Below are 21,085 nucleotides of genomic sequence, written 5' to 3'. Positions count from 1 at the left end.
GATGGTCGCGGTCGATGACGGGGAGCCTGACCGGGTTGACCGGTTCATCGCGAAAATAATAGCGATCGGTACGAGGCTTATAATGGCCTTGTCCGGCACCGATCTGTCCCGGTTGAACGGCGAGCAGCGTGAGAGTCCTGCCAGCTACTGCCTGTCCAAACGCGGAGGTCAGGAGATGGGGCGGATGGAGGTCATCACCCGGACGGAGCGCCGGCGGACCTACAGCGAGGCGGAGAAAGCGGCGGTGCTCGCTGAGGCGTCGGCACCGGGCGTGACGGTGCGCGAGGTGTCGCAGCGGCTCGGCATCGCGGAGAGCCTCATCTACAACTGGCGCTCGGCCCAGCGGAAGGCGGCGAGCATCGCCAGCGAGCCTTTGCAGTTCATCCCGTATGGCGTGGTGACGGACGCGGTCGCGTCCGAGCCGAGTATGGCCCTGACGCCGGCAACGCCCGCACCGGCACCCCCACAGCTATCGCCACCTACCGCACCGGCGGGGGACCTGGTCCGCCCGCATCCGGGCACGCGACCGAGTGGCATCGATATCGACCTGCCGACCGGCGTGCGGCTGTCGGTCGACAGCTACGTTAACGAAAAGGCGCTCGCCCGCGTGCTGCGGGCGCTGGGGCATGCGTCATGATAGCGCTGGCGCCCGGCACCAAGGTCTATCTCGCCTGCAAGCCGGTGAGCATGCAGAAGGGCTTCGACGGACTGACCGCGCTCGCCAGCCAGGTGCTCGGAGTCGACCCGTATTCGGGCCATCTGTTCCTGTTCCGGGGCAAGCGCGGCGACTATCTTAAAGCGCTGTACTGGGACGGCTCGGGCATGTGCCTGTTCGCCAAGCGGCTGGAGAAGGGCCGCTTCGTGTGGCCGCCACTGGTCGATGGAGGCATCGTGCTTAGCCCCGCGCAGCTGGCGTTGCTCATCGAGGGCATCGACTGGCGACGCACCGTAGTACCGGCTCCGGTGACCGCGCCGACGCTAGTCTGAACGGCGCTTTTCCGTCCTTTTCGCTTGGCCTGAGTCAGGCTCGTGGTAGGATGGGCCATGTCGCTGGTGATGGTCAATCTCCCCTCCGACCCGAACGAGCTGCGCGCCTTTGCACAGGCGTTGCAGGCCCAACACGCAGCTCGGCTGCGGTGCTGGCCAGCACCGCAGCCGAGCTGCACGCCGCCAAAGCAACCATCCAGCTGACCGCGCTGGAGATCGAGAAGCTCAAGGTCCAACTCGCACGGCTCCGACGCATGCAGTTCGGCCAGTCGTCCGAGCGGCTCAACCGTGAGATCGAGCAGCTAGAGCTGCGGCTGGAGGAGCTGGAGACGGTCGAGGCCGAGGCGACCAGCGCATCCGCTGACGCCGGCGTGCCAGTACCCGCTCGCGAGAAGCGTAAGCCGAAGCGCCTGCCACTGCCGGATCACCTGCCGCGCCACGAGGTCGTCCACGCCGCTCCACACGCGGACGGCTGCGGCGCGTGCGGCGGGACCATGTCGGCGCTGGGCGAGGACGTGACCGAGGTGCTGGAGTATGTACCTGGCCGCTTCCAGGTCGTCCGGCACGTCCGCCCCAAGCTCGCCTGCCAGCGTTGTGACGCCATCACCCAGGCACCGGCGCCGGCGCTGCCCATCCCGCGCGGCAAGGCCGGGCCCGGCCTGCTCGCGCACGTGCTGGTGTCTAAATACGCCGACCATCTGCCGTTGTACCGGCAGGCGGAGATCTATACTCGTGAGGGCGTCGACCTCGACCGCTCGACCATGGCGGACTGGGTCGGCCAGGTCAGCTGGCTGCTCCAGCCGCTGGTCGAGCATATCCGTGCCCACGTGTTCACGGCCGAAAAGATCCATACCGACGACACGCCGGTCCCGGTGCTGGCGCCGGGCAACGGCAAGACGAAGACCGGCAGGCTCTGGGTTTACGCCCGCGACGACCGAGGCTGGCAGGGCATCGGCCCGCCAGCAGCGGCCTACTTCTACACGCCCGACCGCAAGGGCGAGCGACCGCGCGCGCACCTCGCGGGGTTCAGCGGCTTCCTGCAAGCGGACGGCTATGCGGGCTATGACCAGCTGTACGACCGACGCCGACAACCCGGTCCCATCCTCGAGGTGGCGTGCTGGGCGCATGTCCGGCGCAAGATCTACGACGTGTGGAAGGCGACGGGCTCGACCACGGCGCGCACCGGCGTCAGCATGATCGACCTGATGTACGAGGCGGAGGAGCTGGGACGCGGGCTGCCGCGGGAGGACCGACTCGAACGGCGCCAGGTCGTCAGGGTCGGCGTGGACGGCTTCTTCAACTGGGCCGAGAACACCATGCGTCGCATCTCGGGCAAGAGCGCACTGGCCGACGCCATCCGCTACGCCGTGAAGCGGCGCGAGGCGTTGACCCGCTTCTGCGATGACGCGCGGCTCGAAGCGGACAACAACCGTGCCGAGAACTGCCTCCGGCCCGTGGCGCTCGGCCGGAAGAATTACCTTTTCGCTGGCTCGGACAAGGGCGGCGAGCGGGCCGCGGCGATCTACACGCTCATCCAGACTGCCCGGCTCAACTTCATCGACCCCGAGGCGTGGCTGCGAAACGTGCTCGCCCGTATTGCAGACGGGCACCCGGCCAACCGCATCGGTGAACTCGCGCCGTGGAACCCGGCCTGAGTACATCGGAACTTAACCGGCGCTTGGCACCATGTTCGTACGAATCGCGATGGGGTGACGTTTGAAAGCGCTAAAAAAGGCCTGGGTTCTACCCTTCGCGATGACGTTTGGGCCCGCGTCCACTGCTGTCGCGTCGAGAATCAATACGCAGGAAGGGTCGCCGCAGTTCTCGGATACCTTTCAAGCTAGCGACCAGATTGATTCAGCTTCCGCAGCCGAACCTTTTGGCTGGTCAGGTTCGCTGCGCTCGAGTTGTGATAACGGCAAGCTATCAGGCACGCGTTCTAAAGTCTGTGTAATCGGCACGGATAGACGAACCTATCGTAAAGGGGAGGCCGTCGCTGCAAGGATTGCATGGTCTCACGTCCCCGCAGGCTCGGCAATCATGGTCTATCTCGAGCGTGATGATCCTCGTCGAGACTTGCCCTATCTGGGGCCGGTTGGAGCTTTAAGCCTTAGCCCGTTTCCAGCATCGGGTGCTGGCGAGAGCCGTTTTGTCTGGAACGGACGGCAGTTCCCCTGTGCTCCCACTGATTTGCCAATGCTCTGCGCGAACCCAGCTGAAATTGGCCGCTACCGGCTGCGCGCTGTACTGTACGATAGCACGCAACTGAGTGTTGTGGGTTGGCCCGATCCAACCCCGCCGAAGGTGCTCGCGCAGAGTGCGTCGCGTCCGTTTCTCGTCGATGGTATGCCAGACCTGAAGCCAATAGCTCGCTCGCTGTGGTGGGCAGCCCTCAATACGGCGATGAACGCGCGCCAAATTGATGCAAGTAGCGCGTTGGCAGGCGATATGAACGGAAGCGGTCTGATGGTGCTTCAACGCGGCCACGATCGACTGTGCGCGCAAGTACCCGGTAGCCCGCCGTACGAGAGCAGCTTGGAAGCCTGTCTGTTGAAGAGCGCTGCCATAGGAGAGGCCGGTTTGCTCGCCATCAAACCGGAAGATGCTCAGGTGACAGGCAGCGTTGGCGTACGCGCAGGTTCGTTGTCGCGAGACGTGGCAGTCCAACTCGCTCAAAAGGCAGCTGACCCACCTTACCGGCGCCGCGTAGCATTTCACCGCCAGCCGCAACCGGGAGAGGCTGGATACAGTCATCAAAAAGATGGCGACTTTTACGCCTGGAGCCGCGCTCACCCGTTCGCAACGACTTACCTAAGCGACTCGGTAAGCGAGACAATATTCCGTCCTGATCTCGGTGGGTCTTGGATCATCGTCGTGAATGAGATCATGGCTGGGGGTAGCCTGGACGACTCAGAGAGGTTCGCCGACAAGGTACTCGTGTTAGTTCGATCGGACCGTGTCGCCTGCGTTATCGAGACAAAGCCATACCGCGGCGAACAATTTGCAGCAGACCCTGCAACCAACGCATTCTCCTGCCGGTGACGACCTGAGTTTGAGCGCAAGAAGAAGCGAGGAACGGACCTGGCCGGACGGTTACGGGGAGGGAGCAGCAACGGCCGGTTTCGGGCGGCCGAATCGCGTTGGCCATCTTGCGGCACTATCGTCGGACCGGGCGGTGGGCTTAAGACGTAGCTCGATCAAATCGCCAGGCGCGCAAGGCATGCGCTCTTTCTATAAGTTCGCTTGCAGACCGCAGGGACTTATTACCGTCATGGTACCACCCTAACGCCCGCCTCGAGCGAATCAACCAGACGGCAACATCGGCTAACATCTGACCAACTAGAGGTTTCTTTAAACCGTCACGGTTGCGATACCGCTTTACACAACTTTGACCTTCTTTGATGTTAGCTCCCTAGAAAGGGGTCGGAAGAACCGTTATGCTGGAATATCGCATGTATGTTATTGGCAATGGCGGTAGAATTATTGAGCGCATCGATCTGGAATGTCCAAATGATGCGGAGGCTGTCGCGGACGGAAGGACATACGCCCTAAGGAACGATGTAGAAATCTGGTGTGGTCAAAGAGTAGTTACTGTTCTTCATCCTTTAACCTGATTGATAGCGTCGAGCACCCTTCTCTACAAAAGTCCGACGGGCAGAGTCATTTCTTGGCCGAATGTGTGTTGTGTATGATCCCAGCCTACCTTCCCGAATGACTCCATCGGGCGCTTGGTCATGCCATCGAACCAATAGAGAACCACTTTTCCCCACCTCAAGATCGTAGGGATGATCTCTCATAGTCTCTGAATCAATGCCTAACGCGTTAGCAATGCGGGCATGCTGATTTTCTATTTCGTCTTTTGACATGGTTTGTCTTAGCGTCCCGCCTTGAGTTTAATACTGGCGGAACGAACCTTCCTGGGACGGAGATTGATCCTGTCTATTTTTCACCAAAGCTGCATTAGCGCTGAGCGGTTGGCGTTGTTCGACCAAATGAAGCGCGGCGCGGCGCGGCGGCGGGCGCCTTTCCAGGATGCCCGAGTTTTTGAAATCGTTCAGCACATTCTTGAAGGCTTCGAACACCATTGAGCTCACGATATGCGCCTGACACATCACATCTATATCAGGCGATTTCCCAGCTGGCGCTTCGGCGTCCTATCTACCTTCTAATTGAGCTCACCAAGCGCGCGGTTGCCCACCGACACGCTTGGCTGCCGCCAACTCTATCTCGTTCAATTCGGCTTGGGTCAGGGCACCGGTTGCGAGCATCTTTCGCATCAACTCGTCCAATAGGGCCGCGAGAAAGTGAATCTGGCCTCGTTCTGAACCCGTGTCTTGGCCCTCAGTGTTCACTTCCATGTGCCGCTCCTCGATTAACTTTGCATGCCTAGCACGGCCATCAACGTCTGTAATAAGGCGAGCAAGCTGCGGACGGAAGCTTCATCTGGGTGGTTTCTGCCGTCGCAAAACGGATAATTTCGGACGGCAGGCTCTCGATCGTCGTAAAACGCCGTCACCAACCTTGATTGGCCATTATCGTGTGTTTTGCGTCGCCTACTAGGCGCTTGGGGCGCTAGCGTGCCGGCTTCTTACAGCAAATATAACACCTGCAACTCCAATCCTCTGGCTGCATATTGAGCAACCGGGGCTTCTCAACGCACGCATCATCTATTAGCTGAGTATCTCGCGATGAGCCGGGCACGGATGCCGGCGATCGTGTCCTCGGCACCGCGCGCTGCCAAGCGGAGTGGATCCGGCACGGTCGCTCGGGAAATAGTGGAGGTTCCCGATGACGATCGTGCGGCGAGAGCCAAATCTCGCTGAGCGCCCCCCCCCCCGATAGGCGTCAAGCCACCAGGCGTTCAGCCATGATAGCGATCATAGCTGCATTCAGCGTCAGCCTATTACCGCCGTTCTCCTCAATCACCAGATAGCTTTGCGTACGCCTAAGTGGATCAAGTCCGTTCCAGCGACGCAGGCATTCGCCTAGCGTTGCCTTCCAAGGCTGATGGATGGTTTCGATCAGTTCGGCGCGATTGTCTGGATCGGTGATGGGCATGCCGCCGCCATAGTCCAGTTTGCTGAACGCTCTGCTAACGCTGCCGCGACCTTCTGCATCTCGTAGATCAGCGTTGTCAGCAACCGCGTGCTGTTGTTGCCCCCTAAAGGCCTGACAGAGCCTTGCAGGTTTGCGCGGCGGACTCGCGTGGGGATCGATAGCGCAAAGCGCGGTGCGGATACATCTCGTTATAATGGGTGAACCAGCCGGGTAGTTGGTCGATGATGCTCTGCCTTTGCCCTAGGGTTCACGCGGACATAATCGCGTTTGGGGGTGCGAACGAACGCCTCAGCCCTGCCATTCGATTGAGGACTGCTGACCGCGGTCGTGCGCGGGATCAACCCGATGTCCCGGGCAAACGCACGTGTGTTGCGAGCGGTGTAGCAGCTGCCGTTATCGGTCAGCCAATTGATTGGCTCGGGCACGGGGTTCAGACCGCACATGCCTCTTAACCGCCTGTAAAGCATATGCTAACCATAGGCTCAAACGGTGTTAAAACACTATTGGCCTATGATTTCTAGCGGAGGCAGACGAGAAGGCCGATCGGGTATGACATACGTTCCTCCAACGATAAGTATGCCCCGTCATGTGAAGCCCACTGCAACCGTTGCAAGCGTCGTGTTATGCCTGGCTCTCGCCGGGATCCTTGCGATCTTGCTTGCCGGACTCTCAATGAATTCGGATGCACTGAACACGCAAAGGCAGCTAATTGACAATGCTGTCAGCCAAGACGTGGTGGAAGCCTTAAACGAAATTCAGAGTATCGCATTTTGGGACGTCGCGGCCGAGAAGACCACGACATCGGTTATGGATGTTGACTGGTTTAACAATGAAATCGGGCAATATCTCAGCAAGGTGAACGGACACGATGCCGTCTGGATACTCGATCAGGATAACAAGCCAATCTACGGTTACGAAGGTGGTCGGCAGCTTCCCCCCTCTTCGCTTCAACCTTACGGCGGCGAATTAGCAGAACTGGTCAGGATCGTGCGCAGCGGCAAAGAGGACGGTCGCCGCATACGCGACGCGAACATTGAGACACATCGTGGAGCGTACCCTGGCTCCCTCGGCAGCAACTCGCGTGGCCGTTGGAGTTCGCATATCATCGGGGATGCCGGCGAGGCTGTGATCCTAACGGTCATGACGATCGTGCCAGTCACTGAACGTGTGGTCTTGCGGCAGCGGCCACATTTGATCGTCAGCGCCGTCAAAATCAATGAGCAGCGCATTCAGACCTATGCCGACACGTTGCTGATCAACGGGCTTCATGTAAGACCGCTAACGTCCTCGCATAAATATTCAGGTACATATATTCTAACAGATGATAAGGGCCAACCGATCGTCCAGCTTGTATGGGCCTCCCGCCGACCAGGCCGGATCCTCTTACAATACGTCTTGCCGCTCTTCGTCATCGTTACCGCGATCGCCGCATTTCTAATATTCATAACATTCCGCCGAGTGCAGAAGATGACAGTCTCGCTGATTGACAAGGAGCGAGAGGCAAGTTTTCTTGCCAACTTTGATCCACTATCTTCGCTTCCCAATCGTCGTTTCTTCATGCAACATTTCAACAAACTGCTTGCTACCCACCTAATTAACTCAAATCCCGCAATGGTAGCATTTTGCGACATCGATAACTTCAAGACCGTCAATGACACGTGGGGCCACGAGGTCGGCGATGCCCTCATCAAGGCCGTCGCCAAACGACTGCGAGATGGTTTCCCGGACAGTGTTCTCGTCTCGCGCTTCGGCGGCGACGAGTTCGCTCTGGTGCATGCAGAAAAGTGGCTATCGGTAGAGGACTTTGGGGATCGCATACAACGCGCTTTCTCAGAACCTTTCGATCTTGCAGGAAAACCGTCACGCATTGGCGTATCGGTCGGTATTGCGACTGCACCAGATCACGGCCGCGCAAGCAGCGAGTTGCTGCGCAACGCTGATATCGGCCTGTACAAGGCCAAGGACGGCGGCCGCGCGCGTTGCGCAGTGTATCACCGCGGCATGCACGACCAGATCGTTGTGCGGAAGGAACGTGAAACGCGGATTCAGGATGCGCTCGAAGCCAGCCGCTTCGAACTCCACTACCAACCTATCGTCGATGTCCGCAGCGCCTGCGTCTGCGGCATGGAGGCCCTGCTGCGCTGGCCGGCGGACGATGCGGCAGCGATGCCGCCAGCAGAATTCATCCCGATCGCCGAGCGAGCGGGACTGATGCCCATACTCGGGGACTGGATCATCTCGCAGGCATTCCGTGATTCCCTGCGGTGGCCGGAGCTATGGGTTTCTATCAACCTTTCACCGCTGCAGATCAGCACTGCCGGCCTGATCAACACCCTTAGTCGCGAACTACGCATTAGTGGCGCTGACCCTGCGCATATAATGTTTGAGATAACAGAGGGTATTCTTCTAAATTCGACTGCCGACGCCCGGAAAACCTTTGACGCCATCCGAGCCATGGGCTTCAAAATTGGTCTTGACGACTTTGGAACGGGCTATTCAAGCCTAAGCTACCTCCAAGACTTTACCTTCGACAAACTTAAGATAGACCGCAGCTTCATCTGCGACGGCAAGCTGCAGGACCCGCGTTCTGCTTCCCTGGTGAAAGCCGTCATCGACGTTGGCCGTGCACTCGGCATCGAAGTGGTGGCCGAAGGCGTCGAGTACCTTAGCGAAGCGCGAGTCCTTCAGGCGCTTGGTTGCTATCAGTTCCAGGGGTGGCTCTACGGACGAGCGCTTCCACCTATCAAAGCAACTGATCATGTACGAGAATTGAACACACTTGTATCCCAGGGGTTCACCGTCGATCCGGTAGCCTCGCTGCGCGTGGCAAAATAGCAATTCGTATCTTACAAATCTTGCCCTCGGGACTAGTGGCCGGTGCGATGTTGGCCGGATTGATTTCGACCACGTCATCTGCCCAGCTTCCCGCACCACGAATTGACGTCGACGAACCAAGCGACATCATCGTGACCGCACAGCGTCGATCGGAGCGTCAAATAGACGTACCGGCCGCGATCACTTCCTTGTCCGGAAAAGGCTTCGACGCAGCGGATTTGGGTGACACCAAGGCAGTTATACGGTTCACGCCCGGTTTTTCCGGCTTCGCAGAGAACAACTTCGTCGACGGCATCGCCATTCGCGGCATCGTTTCAAACGACTACGGGCTTGGTGGCGACCCCTCGATTGGAATTTTTCGAGACGGCGTTCACCAAGGTCGGACAGGTTCGGTGATCACCACCGCCTATGATCTGGAACGCGTTGAGGCGCTACGCGGGCCGCAGGTGTTCCTGTTCGGTCGCAATGCAATTTCCGGAGCACTGGCAATCGTCACCAAGGCGCCCGATCCGGACGCGGACGAAGGCTACGTGACGATCCGTGCGGGCACTAGGCACCGCTTTGAGGTTCAGGGGGCTTACAACGCCGCTTTAGGCGATGGTTGGGCGCTTCGCGCTGCCGTTGATCGGGAAACCGAGAGAGGATCGTCACAAAATGCGAGCTTCCCCAATGCGAAAGAATTGGGATCCCGCGACGTGGCCGCAACTCGTGTATCACTGCTTCATCGGGGCAATGACACGACAGTACGGCTTACGGGTGAATATGACGACCGCGAACTTGGCGGCACGCCGCATCGCGCCAGGATCACCGATGCGGCGGTGATTGGCCTGCTACGCGAACTGAATCCACAACTGGAGATCCGGGGCGGCCGGCGGGACGTCGACAGTGATCTATCGAAGCTGCGTGACCACAGCCGTGTCGGCTCGCTAACCCTTAGGATCGATCACGATGCAGGCTCAGTGACGCTTGCCTCGCTCACCGGACTACGTGCTCATCGCTACCGGTATCTTGAGGACTACGACGGCACACCCCTGGTCATCGACTCGTTCGGCGTCAGACAGCACGGCGACTATGCCAGTCAGGAGTTCACCGCCGTCTCGACGGGCAAAGGCCCGCTGCAATGGGCGGCAGGCATTTCGGCTTACCGTGAGCGCGTGAAAGGCAGCTATACCAACGGCATATCAGAGCAGATCGTCTGCGGCTCAGGCTATGGATATGCGGACTGCAACCAGCTGGTGGCGGACATCTATGGCAGAGATCGGGTCTTCGTACCTGCGGCGGACGGCATTCTGACCGACGTGAACCGTGCCAAAGCTGCCAACTGGGGTACCTCGGCCTACGGGGCGGTGGATTGGAAGGTTATTCCGGATTTGACGATCGGAGCAGGTGCTCGCTACACGTGGGATCACAAGCGGTTCGATCTCGACGTGCCGCAGGTCGCGAGCACGTTGGGAAATGTTTGGCTTTCGACCTACTACACTAGCGGTTACGTCCGGGCGGCACAGGTTTGGGACGGCGTTTCGCCGCGCGTCTACGCACGTTGGGCCCCAAACCATGACTGGACGATCTATCTAAGCGCCACCAAGGCCATGAAGGCAGGAGGGTTTGGAACGTTCAGCCTCGTCGCCTCCGAACCGCTCGATGATTACGATCTCGTTCCCGTCGGCACAAAGCCCGACGACTATGGTAAGGAAACAGTCCGCAGCGTTGAGCTGGGCGTGAAAGGCCGACTTCCTGACGGTCGCGGCACCGCCGCCATTACGGCTTTTCACTACATCTACAACGACCTGCAGGCCAACGTCTTCGATCCGGTGCTCCGCAGTACGCAGGTCATCAATATCGGTAGGGTCCGGGGCACCGGCATTGAGGCGGAGGCGGCACTGCGGTTTGGCCGTCACGTCAGTCTGGCGCTCACCGGCGCCTGGACGCGTACGGTCAAGACCGGCGATCGCGGCTGCACGCTCGCCGACTGCGGTGGTCTAGGCAATCCTAAGCTAACCACGAGCGCGATTTTGCGCCTACAAACGCCACTTCGAAACGGCGAATTGTACGTGCAGAGCGAGGCGTTCTACGCCAGCCGCGCAAGGCGCTCGTTCGACGACCGGGGCTTTGGGCGGGTGCCTGTCTGCGCCCGAGGCGACGTGCGGCTGGGATATGCCGGTAATGCAGGATGGAGTTTGGAAAGCTACGTCCGCAACGTGACGAACTCGCTGTGCTACGCCGGTGCCGACAACGGCGGCGGGATCTCGCCAGCCACTCTATGGGGCCCGATCCTTGCGCGCACCGCGGGACTAGCACTTACGCGACGCTTCTAGGTTCTGTTCTTCCCGTCCCGTATCCCGTGTTCCAGAAGGAATGGGATCTTGCCTAGTCCGCATTGCTTAGTCGATAACAGATGATTGAGCGCGCCTGCATGGTCGCAGGCTTTCAAACCGCGATGGAGATCAAGCTCGGCCTGCCCCGATCAATTATACCAGACGTTCGGCTCCACATAGCTTCCCATCCCTCTCTCGAGATCGATCGCCACAGGCGCCAGCCCGCCCGCGATAGGGTAGTTCCCGGACCGTTCGTAAAGCTGACCCGACCACGCCTCCCAAAAACCGACCGGTTTCTCGATGACCATGGATTTGCGGCAAAGACTGACCATGCGCCCCCCCGCCCTCTCATGACTTCGCAACCATGGATCGTAGAGCCGACCATCCTCCCGCCGCAATATCGCGTAGTCCGCGATATCCATATCGAGATGCTGCTCGAGCATGGTCGGCCGAACTGGGAGAAACGGCTTGCCAAGGCCCTTGCTCTCTACAAGGTTGCGCATCGCACCGAGCATCACGCGGGCCAACCCACGATTACGATGTGCCTCCGGTACGGAAACAGAGAGGCCCACCACCATGTTCGGTGCACAGCTAGTCGTTTCGGCAGCGCACTGAAGCGCCCAATCCCAGCCACGCTCCGGCAAGTTGGACGGATCGTCGTAAAACATCGGGACGAGGTTGCCAGTTGCCACGACATAGTCACGATCACGATCGATGACGGCAATTTGATATTCCGGATATCGCTCCATCAGATTAAAGTAATGAACGAACGGCTCTGAGAAGTTCAGAAATCCCATGCGTGACCAGACAGCTTTCTCCATTTCATCAGCTGAATTCGCTACCTTACTTGATTCGGCGAACGTCGTTATTAGAAGGTTATCCATCGTCTAGTATCATCCTTTTCGGTTTCTTGTGTTTGTACCATAGATGGTTAAAGTCTTATTAAGAATAATCTATGGCATAGGGGCATGTAATATATTGCCAGCTGTGGTTCATCCACCGCATTCGCACGCTCACCTAAGTGCAACCAAATCTAAGGAATTTTAAAAGTATAGGCCGTCAGTACCGACATAAATACGCCGGAGCACAAATGATAAAACCGGTTCCCCTAATATGAGTGCACGTGTTCCGACTGAGGATCGGCAACCAGCGGATCGGCCAGTGGCCGTTACGATTAGCAATTGTTCTGCCGCGATGTTGCTTTACCACGGGGTGGACCCGGAGCAGTTCGCCGTCGTGCGAGCAGTTCCGCGTACGAATGCGATCGAGATAAGCGAGGTGCGTCTTGTTGACGGTCACCTAGCGCTAACGATCTTGCTGCCGATGCCGTACGGCTCCAGACGCATGACTGTTATTACGGGTAAGAACGCCAGCATATCCCTTCCGGGCATGGAGTTGTCGCCTGAAGTCGCTGCTGCGGCCGTCGGACGCCCCGTAGGACGTCTCCTTGGTCATCCGGCATTCGAAAACCTTACGGAAATCCTCGTAACCGAAGTCTTGCAAGTCGTCGAGGTTGGGCAGCGCCCGACTACGATCCTGCGGTTTAAAGATCAGGTCAAGCTACTTAACGCCACAGATATCGCGACGCGGTCATATAATTAAAGGTCCCGCACTACCGGTCCGTACTTGCCGAAGCGTAACTACTGATATGATAGCGGGATAGTATCGACGTATAGGCGGACAAGGGACGCGGATCTGCCGCCCGTTTTTCCATTCTATGACATGAGGAAAAAGAGTCCCTATAACCGCGCTTGATCTGGCAATCCAACCCACTTTGTCGCGCGTCCATAGACTATCTGACTTCCAAGCTGCTACCTTATGGCGGTTAAGAGTTTACGCTATTTTGGTATTTGATGTGTCTTTTTGAGAAGGTAAAAAATATATCTCTAACTACATTTACCCTCGCTGGTATTATTGAAAATGTCTTGTCATTCGTATTAAGTGAAAGCCAACTTGGACAGCTGGATGTGATCGGCTCGGACTCTGCGATCGCCCTTTTCGCGCTCCAACTTGCCTTCCCCCTAAATGACTTTAACTCGCTTTCTTCGTTCGCACGAATAAAGTTTATCAGCGCGTATATCAAATCCATCGGGTCTCGACGTAACTCATCGATCGAGTAAGTTCGCCGATCGGATAGTGTGACAATCGTTATCCCAGCAAGAACAATCTGCGTCAGCAGACTCTGAGCATTCAAGGCGCTTTCTCGACTCAGCCGGTCAAGATTCTCGACAAGCAAAAGGCTGCCTTGTGGTACGATCCCTACAGAAACTGCCCCAAGGAGATCACCAAGGCGCCCTGAAGCAGAGTTCTAACCCCGAAAACCCGATATACCATAGTCTCTGTAGGTAAAACGATCGTCGAGAACGAGGGAGAACTCATCGGCATAAGAAACAGCCAGCGCCGTTTGGCGCCTGATGCTATCGCCGCTCATCTGCTCAGGGCTGCTAAAGCGAACATACGAATAGGCGTATCTTTTTGCTACCGATGTATCTGACTGAATCACGGCTGAGTCCCCGATAATCTGTAACTACCATATCTGCGATATATTCAAATCAAGCGATGTTCCGAGGCGGCTATAGCGCAAACGCAACACTGTCGATGGAGCGGCGCCCAGACCAGGCTGGCACCCCTTGAGCACTTGGCGTGTGGCATCATTCTTAAAATAACCAATTCTGGTTAGGCTGAGGAAATACCCCTTGTTTTTTGTCGATAAGGTCGAACGGGTAATTGATACTTTGAAATAATGTTCTATAAGCAGTATCTCGTCGAATTACTTGATATCTTATCAGTGAATTGGCTTTACGTGGAGATATCTGGAATTAAAGCCGGCTACCGCATGTAATTCTTCGAGGTTATGCAACGTCAGGGTGCGCTTCTGAAATTCCATCAAACCTTCATTACGAAGCCTTTTGAGCATCCGGTTGACATGGATCGATGTGAGGCCAAGCGCATTGCCGAGTTGTTCCTGCGTGAGCGGCACAGCGCAGGTCGAGCCACTCACGAGGCCAAGACATGAGAGACGGGTATGCAACTCGCACATCAGGTGTGCGATGCGCTGATACGCCTTTTGGTGAGCGATATTGACTAACCACGTCCGCAGCACTGCCGCATCGACAAGGGTCGTCTGCCAGAACGCTTTCGCTACATTGGGGCGATCAAGGAGCAGGGCTGTCAGGCGTTCGCGTGTTGCAGTGCCGATTGTCACCGGCGTGAGCGCAACTACGCTATGATCCAAGTGCTTTAGAAGCGTTGTTTCGCCGTTGCAGAAATCACCAGGCATCAGGAAGGCGGTGGTTTGCCGCGATCCGTCTACTAGGGTCACGCGGTGAGCTGCCCACCCGGCAATTATGACATGCACGTGTTCGGGTTGTTCACCTTCACGTAGAATATCTCGGCCTCTTTTAAAATAACGCCTATTGCTGAAGATCGCGAGCAGGCTTGATCGGTCATCATCCGATAGGGCGATAGCCCTCTGCAGCTTTGCAATTAATTGATCCATGCTCGCTTCAGAGCTTCATTCACTTTAACAAGCAAGCTCATTTAGCGGGCTGAAAATTAGCAGCCTGATAGCTGACGGCCACCACCGCGGTTGTCAGCGTCAGGCGACGACCGCGAACGCTATCGACCTCCTCAATAGCGGACAGCCGCTTCTCTCTCCATTATTGCCATTCAGCGGTCAGATATGTGAAAACTCAGTCGCAATAATAACTATCCGACAAACAGGTGATTCCGGACGGCAGCCACCCGATCGCCGCAAAACGCCGTCATCAACCCCGATTGGCGAATATCGTGTAATTTTGGACACTGCATGGCGGACAGTCGGCGCTCAAAAGCGGCCGGTCAGCTTTACGCCCAGGGTTAGACGCTTGGGTTGAAGATCCGCTATCTGAAAGCAGCCATTCGGCAACCCAAAAGCCGCATCAGTGCCCCGGCAGCAGGTTCTCCGCTTTCAGCAGGTAAGCCGTGCAGCGTATGTCGCTGCTACTGGTGGGGTAAAATACATGGCGAACGGTAGTGGCAGCCGCGCAAACTCGGTTGTCGGCAAGTGCTGGCCACTCTTCTAGGGGCGTACCTTTCCAATGGGCGAACTGACGACCGCCATAGCCAGCTTTGACTTCCCAAGCGAAGGCAATAGCAAAGAGTAACCGGCGTATGGCGTACATGCTCTGCTCGTCTGGCGACGCTGTCGAGCTACGCCTCGAGCTGAGCGGCTGAATGTGCGCTAATAGTCCAGCAGCGCCTCGTCCCAAGGCAGTTAGCGCTTTTCGGTCAGGTTCATTGATCGGCTCGTCGTCGAGCCTGCGCGCCCCGATGCAGCCGCCCTAGGCCGCACGGTCTTCCGGTGCTCACCGCCCCCCGCACCGGAAGAGGCGGATCATCAAGGGCACAGCCTCGGACCCCAAGAACTGGTCTGCGTTGATCGCCTTATGTCGTTCACCGCCATAGATCATATATATCCTCCTGATAACAAGGGACTGCGTGAGTCGGAGTTGGACTGTAAATCACCGACTCAGTGAAAGAGCGGCAAATCCAATAAAAGCAGCTTTTATCGAGTCGCATTCAACATCTGCGACATGCCTCATCACACAATCAAAAAATCCCCTTCCTTCGCAAAGATCTCTCTCATCTAGATATTCCGTTGTCCACTTTCCGAATTGGCGATAATTGGTCGTAATAGGCCTGAAATAGCTAATATTATTGTGACGAGGATCTTTAGCAATCCGATCCATCACAGTCTGCACTGCGGCAGCGTCTCCCTCCAGCGCTTGTATGAAGCGGGTACCGTCAGATAGGAGAAGACCAGTAATATCTTCAGAACGGTTTCTGGCATCAGCGAGGTCGCGAAGGTCGGCCAAATCACCTGACGTGAAGTTCTGCTTGGCTCTGCTGATATAAATAATAATCTGCATCGAGCCCTCGGATCGTATCGCACTAAATCATGTCGATCGAAATGACTCCGCTCGCTGACACATTCTCGGTTTTTTCTGGTTAAGAAATGGTTAATGGCTGACAAGTGAATCCTCAGGAGGGTAGCTTCCGTCGGTCGGGTTAAGTAACCGGATCCAAATACCGCTGGCAGCGTGAGTGCCTGCCAACAGCGACAGCCATTTCTCGAAACGCGACCTGCGAAGTAGCGCTGGCCTCTTTCCGTGGCGCCCGGTCCTCGACCTGCTCCATCCGGCTCGCCCCCATATAGGCCACGACGTGTTCATCACTGCGTCCTCATCATTGCTCGTGCATAGGCGACACCGTCCCGTCACATCGATTCCTTACAAGCCTGTTCCTGATAGGTGCCGTGGGCAAATGCATCATCAAACACGGATCACGATCAATCTGGCGGTCCAAGTTCTGTGAGCCGCGCTCAGTGAGACTGTCAGCGGTCGCGTGGACACGCCAGCGGTGCGCCTAGCCCTGCGGTGCCTCTGGCATCATTGCCCCTAGCGCTGGCCGCTCGTCATGTTCTGGGAAGGTGAGCAGCACGATAACGAAATCGGCCTGAGCCAGAGTGTGACGGCCTCGTTCACCGGGATTGTGCGACAGCTGCGACGATCCGAAGCGTATTCCGAGATCAGCAATTTGCAGTAGATGCCCACGTGCCTTTAATAACATCGACTGCAGCGGCAATGCGGTGCCAATTCTTTACGGCAACAGGGTCGCCGATGGCAGCGACCATCTGATCGACGATATAATCTGGGGTATGTTCGCCGTGTTCTGCCAGGATGGCGGCCGCCTGTATCCAGACCTCTCGATCACTCATGGGGGCTGACCGGGCCATCAAATGCCGAGATTCCGGCGCTTGACCTCATGGTGAACGCCCTCGCTGGCCTGTAACGCCATCGCGATGATGTGCTCGATGACCGGCTCCGGAATGGCGTTAGCCACATCGAGCCCAAATTGGTCAAGATACGACCACGCCACCCATCCGGAGTAGGCAGTTAGCCCCGGTATATTGAGTGAAAGAAACCGTCCTACCGTAACTCTGTATTCCGAGCGGAGCTTGAACCCCAAAGTTGACACGTTTTGGATAATAGCCGGATGCTCATCGGCAAGAGATGTGATGAGCACGGCTGGGAGACTCATCGCCGTTCGGTTCGAATACCTACGATCAAGCCGATCTTTGCCGGCATCAGCCACAGGGCCGCGATGGGTGTTCATAGGGCCGTCATCCGTTAGCACGCCTAAAACTTCGTTAAATCATAGCATTTTAGACTTTCGATTTAACGTGATGCAAAGACCCACCGCGCCCTTGCAATTCTCTTTATGACACACTTGCTATGGCAGTATGCCCGGTGCGCTTAACCCCCGCGGTCGAGTTGCGTCTAAGGTTGGCCAACTGGCCCGACGATAATGCCGCTGCCATCGTCAGTGACCGCGGCATGTATCTGGGCTATGTCAGCGCCGAGCGTGCGCTGCTGATCTGCAAGCGGATGAAGGAAAGCCAAACGGTCGCCGTTTTCAGGCAATGCACGGAAGCGGAGCCGACATTCGGATCCGCTTCGTAGGTGGCGTTCCTACCCAACCTGGTCCCCGATGTTCCGAAACGCCCGCCACCCCGCCTGGCTTGGCCTGCGGATCGACCGGTGTACGATTCTCCCGCGCGTACTATCCGGATGAGGATAGGGCCGGTGTCTGGGGCTGAGTTCATTCGGTAGAAAGGAACTTTGTTCGCTCGGTAGAAAGGGGTTGGGTTCTACCTCCTTTGCCATGCAAGGCATTGATCGAATTATGGAGCAAACTTTCGAAGCTGGTCGGGTCGCGGGCCAGACTATCGACGGCAAGCTATCTGACTGCCCGCACGAAGAACGGCTTGCCCCGAACCTAAGAAATGTCTGGATTTCCGGCTTTCTGTGCAGCAAGACTGGGCGAGCATACCGCAAGCGACTGCGCCTAAACTAAAGGCCTTGCAGCGCTGGCACTTCGGAACGACCGCCTGCAGTTGCAAGGCCGACATCTCCAACGCGAGGGGTGGCCGCGATCGCGCCAGCCCAGTTCCTAAACCATCAGAAGTTTTGATAAATTTAACACCTACGGCCTCGCTCTGACCATCTGGTCGAGGTGGGGCCGACGATTCTGCGAATTTGATCAACCAAAAACTGTTCTATATTAGCAGGACCGCACCCGTATTCACGCCCGGCCATTCGATAGAAACCTATCGAAAGCGGCACGCCTTCCCTGGGCGGCTGAAAGCGGCTCTTTTTTATGCGCTGGCTATGTCGCGAGCGCATCACCCCGACGAGGAAGGCCCGGGTAGGGCGCCTGGCTGAACACTGTCAGCTGCTGACGGGCCAAGGCGCATCTGGAGAGCAACTGATCGGACAAAGCTTACGCCACTTCGATGTCGAGTTTGAGAGCAAGGCCGGGCCCATTGAACAGCCCGCCCCCTCGTCTGCTGAGATGTTCAGAACTTCAGGACTCGAGGTGCGCAGCATACTGGTTCTCCCGTAGGCAATCAGCGGCCAGTGGCAGCGGATCGTTCCGAGCACTAAGCCACGACATGACGATCCGCGGCGAACCTGACAGCCCCATCTCGATGAGGAGGGGTGGAGTGGTCAAAGCCGCACGTTCGTGCTTTGACACGGAGAACGCCGCACTAGCTTAGTTGCGGTAACGCTCAGGCCGCTTCACCAAACTCGTCAGTATACCATCGCTGATGGCCCGTGCGCCGCAACCCATTCCTAAACATGACGCCGATTTTGAGGCGCGTTCAGGCAAGCATTATTGAAAATGAAGCGAATTACGGCTCCACGCCTGAAGCACGGGTTCGATTCCCGCAGGGGTCGTCTTGAGCCGGTCTTTTTGCAGGGAAAGTTTTGCCCAAAGCCTACGGGGAGCGGTCTCCGTAGCGTCGTCTGTGACGGAAAAGGCACGATTTTCCAGAAAGTCGACATTATCAAGGTCATAGCCGGATTTTGCGATAGAGCGGTTTGCGTGTCGCCATGGCCCCCGTTATCCTTTCGTTAAGGACAAACTCGAGGAAACCAACATGAAGCGTCTATTCTTTTCGACCATGGCATTCGCATCCGCCTTCGCGATGGCCCCAGCGGCTCATGCAGTTGACTTCACCCCGAACGATCCGGAATTCACCGTTCGCGGCGATATCGACGATGGTACCGTTTCGGCAGATTTCGGCCGTTCGGGCATCGCGGCCGGCACATTCCAGGATACCTTCAACTTCATCATCGATCAGACCGGTCTGGCTAGCGGCACGCTGAGCACGAACACCACGCGGCTGACGAGCTCGACCGATCTCGACATCCTGTCGGTGTTTATCAATGGCTTCGCAGCCACGAAGACCATTGTCGGCAACGCCGAGTTCTTCGAGATCAACGACGTCGCGATCGCTTCGGGTGTGCCGAATCAGATTGTCGTGAACGGCACGTCGCGTGGCAACGGCTCCTATGCCGGCACCGCGACCTTTGAGCCGACGGCAGCAGTTCCTGAAGCTGGTACCTGGGCAATCATGCTGTTCGGTATCGGTGGTATCGGCGCATCGATGCGCGTTCGTCGTCGCCAGGCGAAGATCGCTTTCGCCTAAGCACATTTTACCGCTGGTCCCAGTGTCCAGCTGTGTGACGGCAGCCGTCAACCTCTCGAGGTTGGCGGCTGTTTTTGTTTAACACCCGGCGCGATGGGTCTGCAGAAGAATCCATGTGGCGCGGTGGGCGCCGTAGATCGATAATTGGGCAAGTGGGATGGGCCATAGTGCGCCCAACGGCACAAACCCCGAGATCGCGAACCCGCCTGAATGGACGCCGTCAGCTACCGAGCATACGTCCTGGTATCGGCATCCATCGATCTACAGCCACGCAGAGCCACGTACGCGGCTGGGACTGGTAAAGACCACCGGTGTGCGCCATTTTGGGGTCATGATGTTCAAGCGTTGGCGGAGAACTATAACATGAGTCTACGCTTGGAGCATGTTACCAAACTCGCACATAGCAAAGAAGGCCTAAGGGCTGCCTACGCCGCGGGTGTCGATCATCAGCGCAATGCTTGGCTGAGATATCCACCATGCAAATGGGACCATCCAGCAATTCTGGCTTTTGACGAAGGCGGAACTTGCGTTGGCGGTATCAATTGGGGCGAGGACCATGATGATCGGACGCTCACAATTACGTTTGCCTGGGGTTCGCCTACCGCACCTGCTGCCTTTGCTGCCGTACTTTCGCGATTTCGGAAGGTTCACCTAAACGGGTGGTTTACCGAAATCCACTTCACGATATCGACACATAACGAAGCCATGCAAAAGGCTGTAAAGGTGCTTGGGCTTGTTCCACGGGCCTTCACCTGAGATGCCGGTCAAGAATATGACCAGGTCTTGATAAAAAAATGCCCGGCTGGGAAGCCGGGCATTTTCGAGCTTAACCGTTATCGAGCTTTGCGTTATTCGGACATCGCATATTTAGTCACCAGCCTCTGTGAGGCTCGCCGCTGTTCCATTGACGCATTGCACTATCCCCTGCGAAATGCGGTGGTAAGAACCGGGATAGCTACTCAGACTGTTAAAAGATATTAAGCCTTGATGGGCTTAGTGATATGCCAGTAGCGCATGTGACCCCCCCGAGTTAAAAGTGTTTGTCTTTCGACAAGGATACTTATGTGGGAACTCTATTTCGTAATTGTAATTGGATACGGTGAAAGGCGCGTTAATCGCGGGGCGCAGGGTTTTTGATCCTCTGCTCGAGTGGTGATGTATCATCGATCCCGTAGCCGTCCGCATAAGCGGGTCGTGATGAGCGTAGTGGCAGGCTACCCTTATTCTTACGCTAGAAGCGACGCTTCGCGGGACTGTCCTACGATATAAACTGCCGGTTAAAGTTTCGGCCTTGCTGGCTCCTCGTTGAGGCCAGTTTGTGATCAACTGCGCGTCAGTGTCTGCAAGCCTGAGA

At 57.1% G+C, this 21,085-nt stretch carries 18 protein-coding genes and 2 pseudogenes; 9 read left to right on the top strand and 11 right to left on the bottom strand.

Annotated elements, in window-relative coordinates:
* Window positions 1-4: 4 nt before the first annotated feature.
* A pseudogene (locus FHY04_RS23100) lies at window positions 5-103 on the bottom strand (hypothetical protein); the annotation flags it as partial.
* Window positions 104-175: 72 nt separating this feature from the next.
* Between FHY04_RS23100 and tnpA the strand changes: the two are divergent.
* The 4 genes from tnpA to FHY04_RS20145 all read left to right on the top strand — a co-directional run bounded on the left by tnpA (window position 176) and on the right by FHY04_RS20145 (window position 4,029).
* Window positions 176-637 (top strand): IS66-like element accessory protein TnpA, encoded by a 462-nt coding sequence (gene tnpA / locus FHY04_RS20160; RefSeq protein ID WP_183937691.1) that lies wholly within the window; start codon window positions 176-178, stop codon window positions 635-637.
* Window positions 634-987 (top strand): IS66 family insertion sequence element accessory protein TnpB, encoded by a 354-nt coding sequence (tnpB, locus tag FHY04_RS20155; RefSeq protein ID WP_183937652.1) that lies wholly within the window; start codon window positions 634-636, stop codon window positions 985-987. Before tnpA ends, tnpB begins: the two co-directional genes overlap by 4 nt.
* Window positions 988-1,037: 50 nt before the next feature.
* Window positions 1,038-2,642 (top strand): IS66 family transposase, encoded by a 1,605-nt coding sequence (gene tnpC / locus FHY04_RS20150; RefSeq protein WP_409349182.1) that lies wholly within the window; start codon window positions 1,038-1,040, stop codon window positions 2,640-2,642.
* A 100-nt stretch (window positions 2,643-2,742) separates the two neighbouring features.
* Complete coding sequence (locus tag FHY04_RS20145) at window positions 2,743-4,029, top strand: hypothetical protein (RefSeq protein WP_221211905.1); 1,287 nt, start codon at window positions 2,743-2,745, stop codon at window positions 4,027-4,029.
* A gap of 851 nt (window positions 4,030-4,880) precedes the next feature.
* On the opposite strand, the gene FHY04_RS20140 is transcribed toward FHY04_RS20145, so the two are convergent.
* The 4 genes and pseudogenes from FHY04_RS20140 to FHY04_RS22755 form a co-directional block, all read right to left on the bottom strand.
* A complete protein-coding gene (locus tag FHY04_RS20140) occupies window positions 4,881-5,072 on the bottom strand; it encodes a hypothetical protein (protein WP_221211904.1) in 192 nt (63 codons plus the stop codon).
* Window positions 5,073-5,162: 90 nt separating this feature from the next.
* Entirely contained in the window at window positions 5,163-5,345 is a 183-nt protein-coding gene (locus FHY04_RS20135) for a hypothetical protein (RefSeq protein WP_183937699.1), read from the bottom strand.
* Window positions 5,346-5,832: 487 nt separating this feature from the next.
* Window positions 5,833-6,045: a hypothetical protein gene (locus FHY04_RS20130; RefSeq protein WP_183937646.1), complete on the bottom strand. Its 213-nt coding sequence runs from the start codon at window positions 6,043-6,045 to the stop codon at window positions 5,833-5,835.
* A gap of 103 nt (window positions 6,046-6,148) precedes the next feature.
* Window positions 6,149-6,479: pseudogene (locus FHY04_RS22755) on the bottom strand (integrase core domain-containing protein); the annotation flags it as partial.
* A gap of 154 nt (window positions 6,480-6,633) precedes the next feature.
* On the opposite strand from FHY04_RS22755, the gene FHY04_RS20120 reads away from it, so the two are divergent.
* Window positions 6,634-8,880: an EAL domain-containing protein gene (locus FHY04_RS20120; protein ID WP_183937642.1), complete on the top strand. Its 2,247-nt coding sequence runs from the start codon at window positions 6,634-6,636 to the stop codon at window positions 8,878-8,880.
* Window positions 8,881-8,915: 35 nt separating this feature from the next.
* Entirely contained in the window at window positions 8,916-11,195 is a 2,280-nt protein-coding gene (locus FHY04_RS20115; RefSeq protein WP_221211903.1) for a TonB-dependent receptor, read from the top strand.
* 149 nt (window positions 11,196-11,344) lie between these two features.
* Here FHY04_RS20115 and FHY04_RS20110 read toward each other — a convergent pair whose 3' ends face one another.
* Complete coding sequence (locus FHY04_RS20110; RefSeq protein WP_183937638.1) at window positions 11,345-12,079, bottom strand: transferase; 735 nt, start codon at window positions 12,077-12,079, stop codon at window positions 11,345-11,347.
* A gap of 277 nt (window positions 12,080-12,356) precedes the next feature.
* Here FHY04_RS20110 and FHY04_RS20105 point away from each other — a divergent pair, with 277 nt between their 5' ends.
* The gene (locus tag FHY04_RS20105; RefSeq protein ID WP_183937636.1) at window positions 12,357-12,797 is read left to right on the top strand and encodes a hypothetical protein; all 441 of its coding nucleotides are present in this window, start codon (window positions 12,357-12,359) and stop codon (window positions 12,795-12,797) included.
* 223 nt (window positions 12,798-13,020) lie between these two features.
* On the opposite strand, the gene FHY04_RS23095 is transcribed toward FHY04_RS20105, so the two are convergent.
* From FHY04_RS23095 to FHY04_RS20080, 5 genes are all read right to left on the bottom strand, one after another.
* The gene (locus FHY04_RS23095; protein WP_183937634.1) at window positions 13,021-13,431 is read right to left on the bottom strand and encodes a recombinase family protein; all 411 of its coding nucleotides are present in this window, start codon (window positions 13,429-13,431) and stop codon (window positions 13,021-13,023) included.
* A gap of 549 nt (window positions 13,432-13,980) precedes the next feature.
* Window positions 13,981-14,694 carry a Crp/Fnr family transcriptional regulator gene (locus FHY04_RS20095; RefSeq protein ID WP_183937632.1) on the bottom strand — a complete coding sequence of 238 codons (714 nt, stop codon included), beginning with the start codon at window positions 14,692-14,694 and terminating at the stop codon, window positions 13,981-13,983.
* A gap of 1,003 nt (window positions 14,695-15,697) precedes the next feature.
* Window positions 15,698-16,105, bottom strand: coding sequence for a BLUF domain-containing protein (locus tag FHY04_RS20090; RefSeq protein ID WP_183937630.1), 408 nt, complete (start codon window positions 16,103-16,105; stop codon window positions 15,698-15,700).
* A gap of 659 nt (window positions 16,106-16,764) precedes the next feature.
* Complete coding sequence (locus FHY04_RS20085) at window positions 16,765-16,953, bottom strand: hypothetical protein (RefSeq protein ID WP_183937628.1); 189 nt, start codon at window positions 16,951-16,953, stop codon at window positions 16,765-16,767.
* Between the two features lie 17 nt (window positions 16,954-16,970).
* Entirely contained in the window at window positions 16,971-17,351 is a 381-nt protein-coding gene (locus FHY04_RS20080) for a hypothetical protein (RefSeq protein ID WP_183937626.1), read from the bottom strand.
* 170 nt (window positions 17,352-17,521) lie between these two features.
* Between FHY04_RS20080 and FHY04_RS20075 the strand changes: the two genes are divergently transcribed.
* Together FHY04_RS20075 and FHY04_RS20070 are read left to right on the top strand one after the other, a co-directional pair.
* Complete coding sequence (locus FHY04_RS20075) at window positions 17,522-17,698, top strand: hypothetical protein (RefSeq protein WP_183937624.1); 177 nt, start codon at window positions 17,522-17,524, stop codon at window positions 17,696-17,698.
* 1,481 nt (window positions 17,699-19,179) lie between these two features.
* A complete protein-coding gene (locus FHY04_RS20070; protein WP_183937622.1) occupies window positions 19,180-19,731 on the top strand; it encodes an FxDxF family PEP-CTERM protein in 552 nt (183 codons plus the stop codon).
* Window positions 19,732-21,085 lie beyond the last annotated feature (1,354 nt).

Source organism: Sphingomonas sp. BK481 (assembly GCF_014194875.1).
GTDB lineage: Bacteria > Pseudomonadota > Alphaproteobacteria > Sphingomonadales > Sphingomonadaceae > Sphingomonas > Sphingomonas aerolata.
Note: the sequence above shows the minus strand (reverse complement) of the source record. Positions and strands in the feature narration are given on the sequence as shown.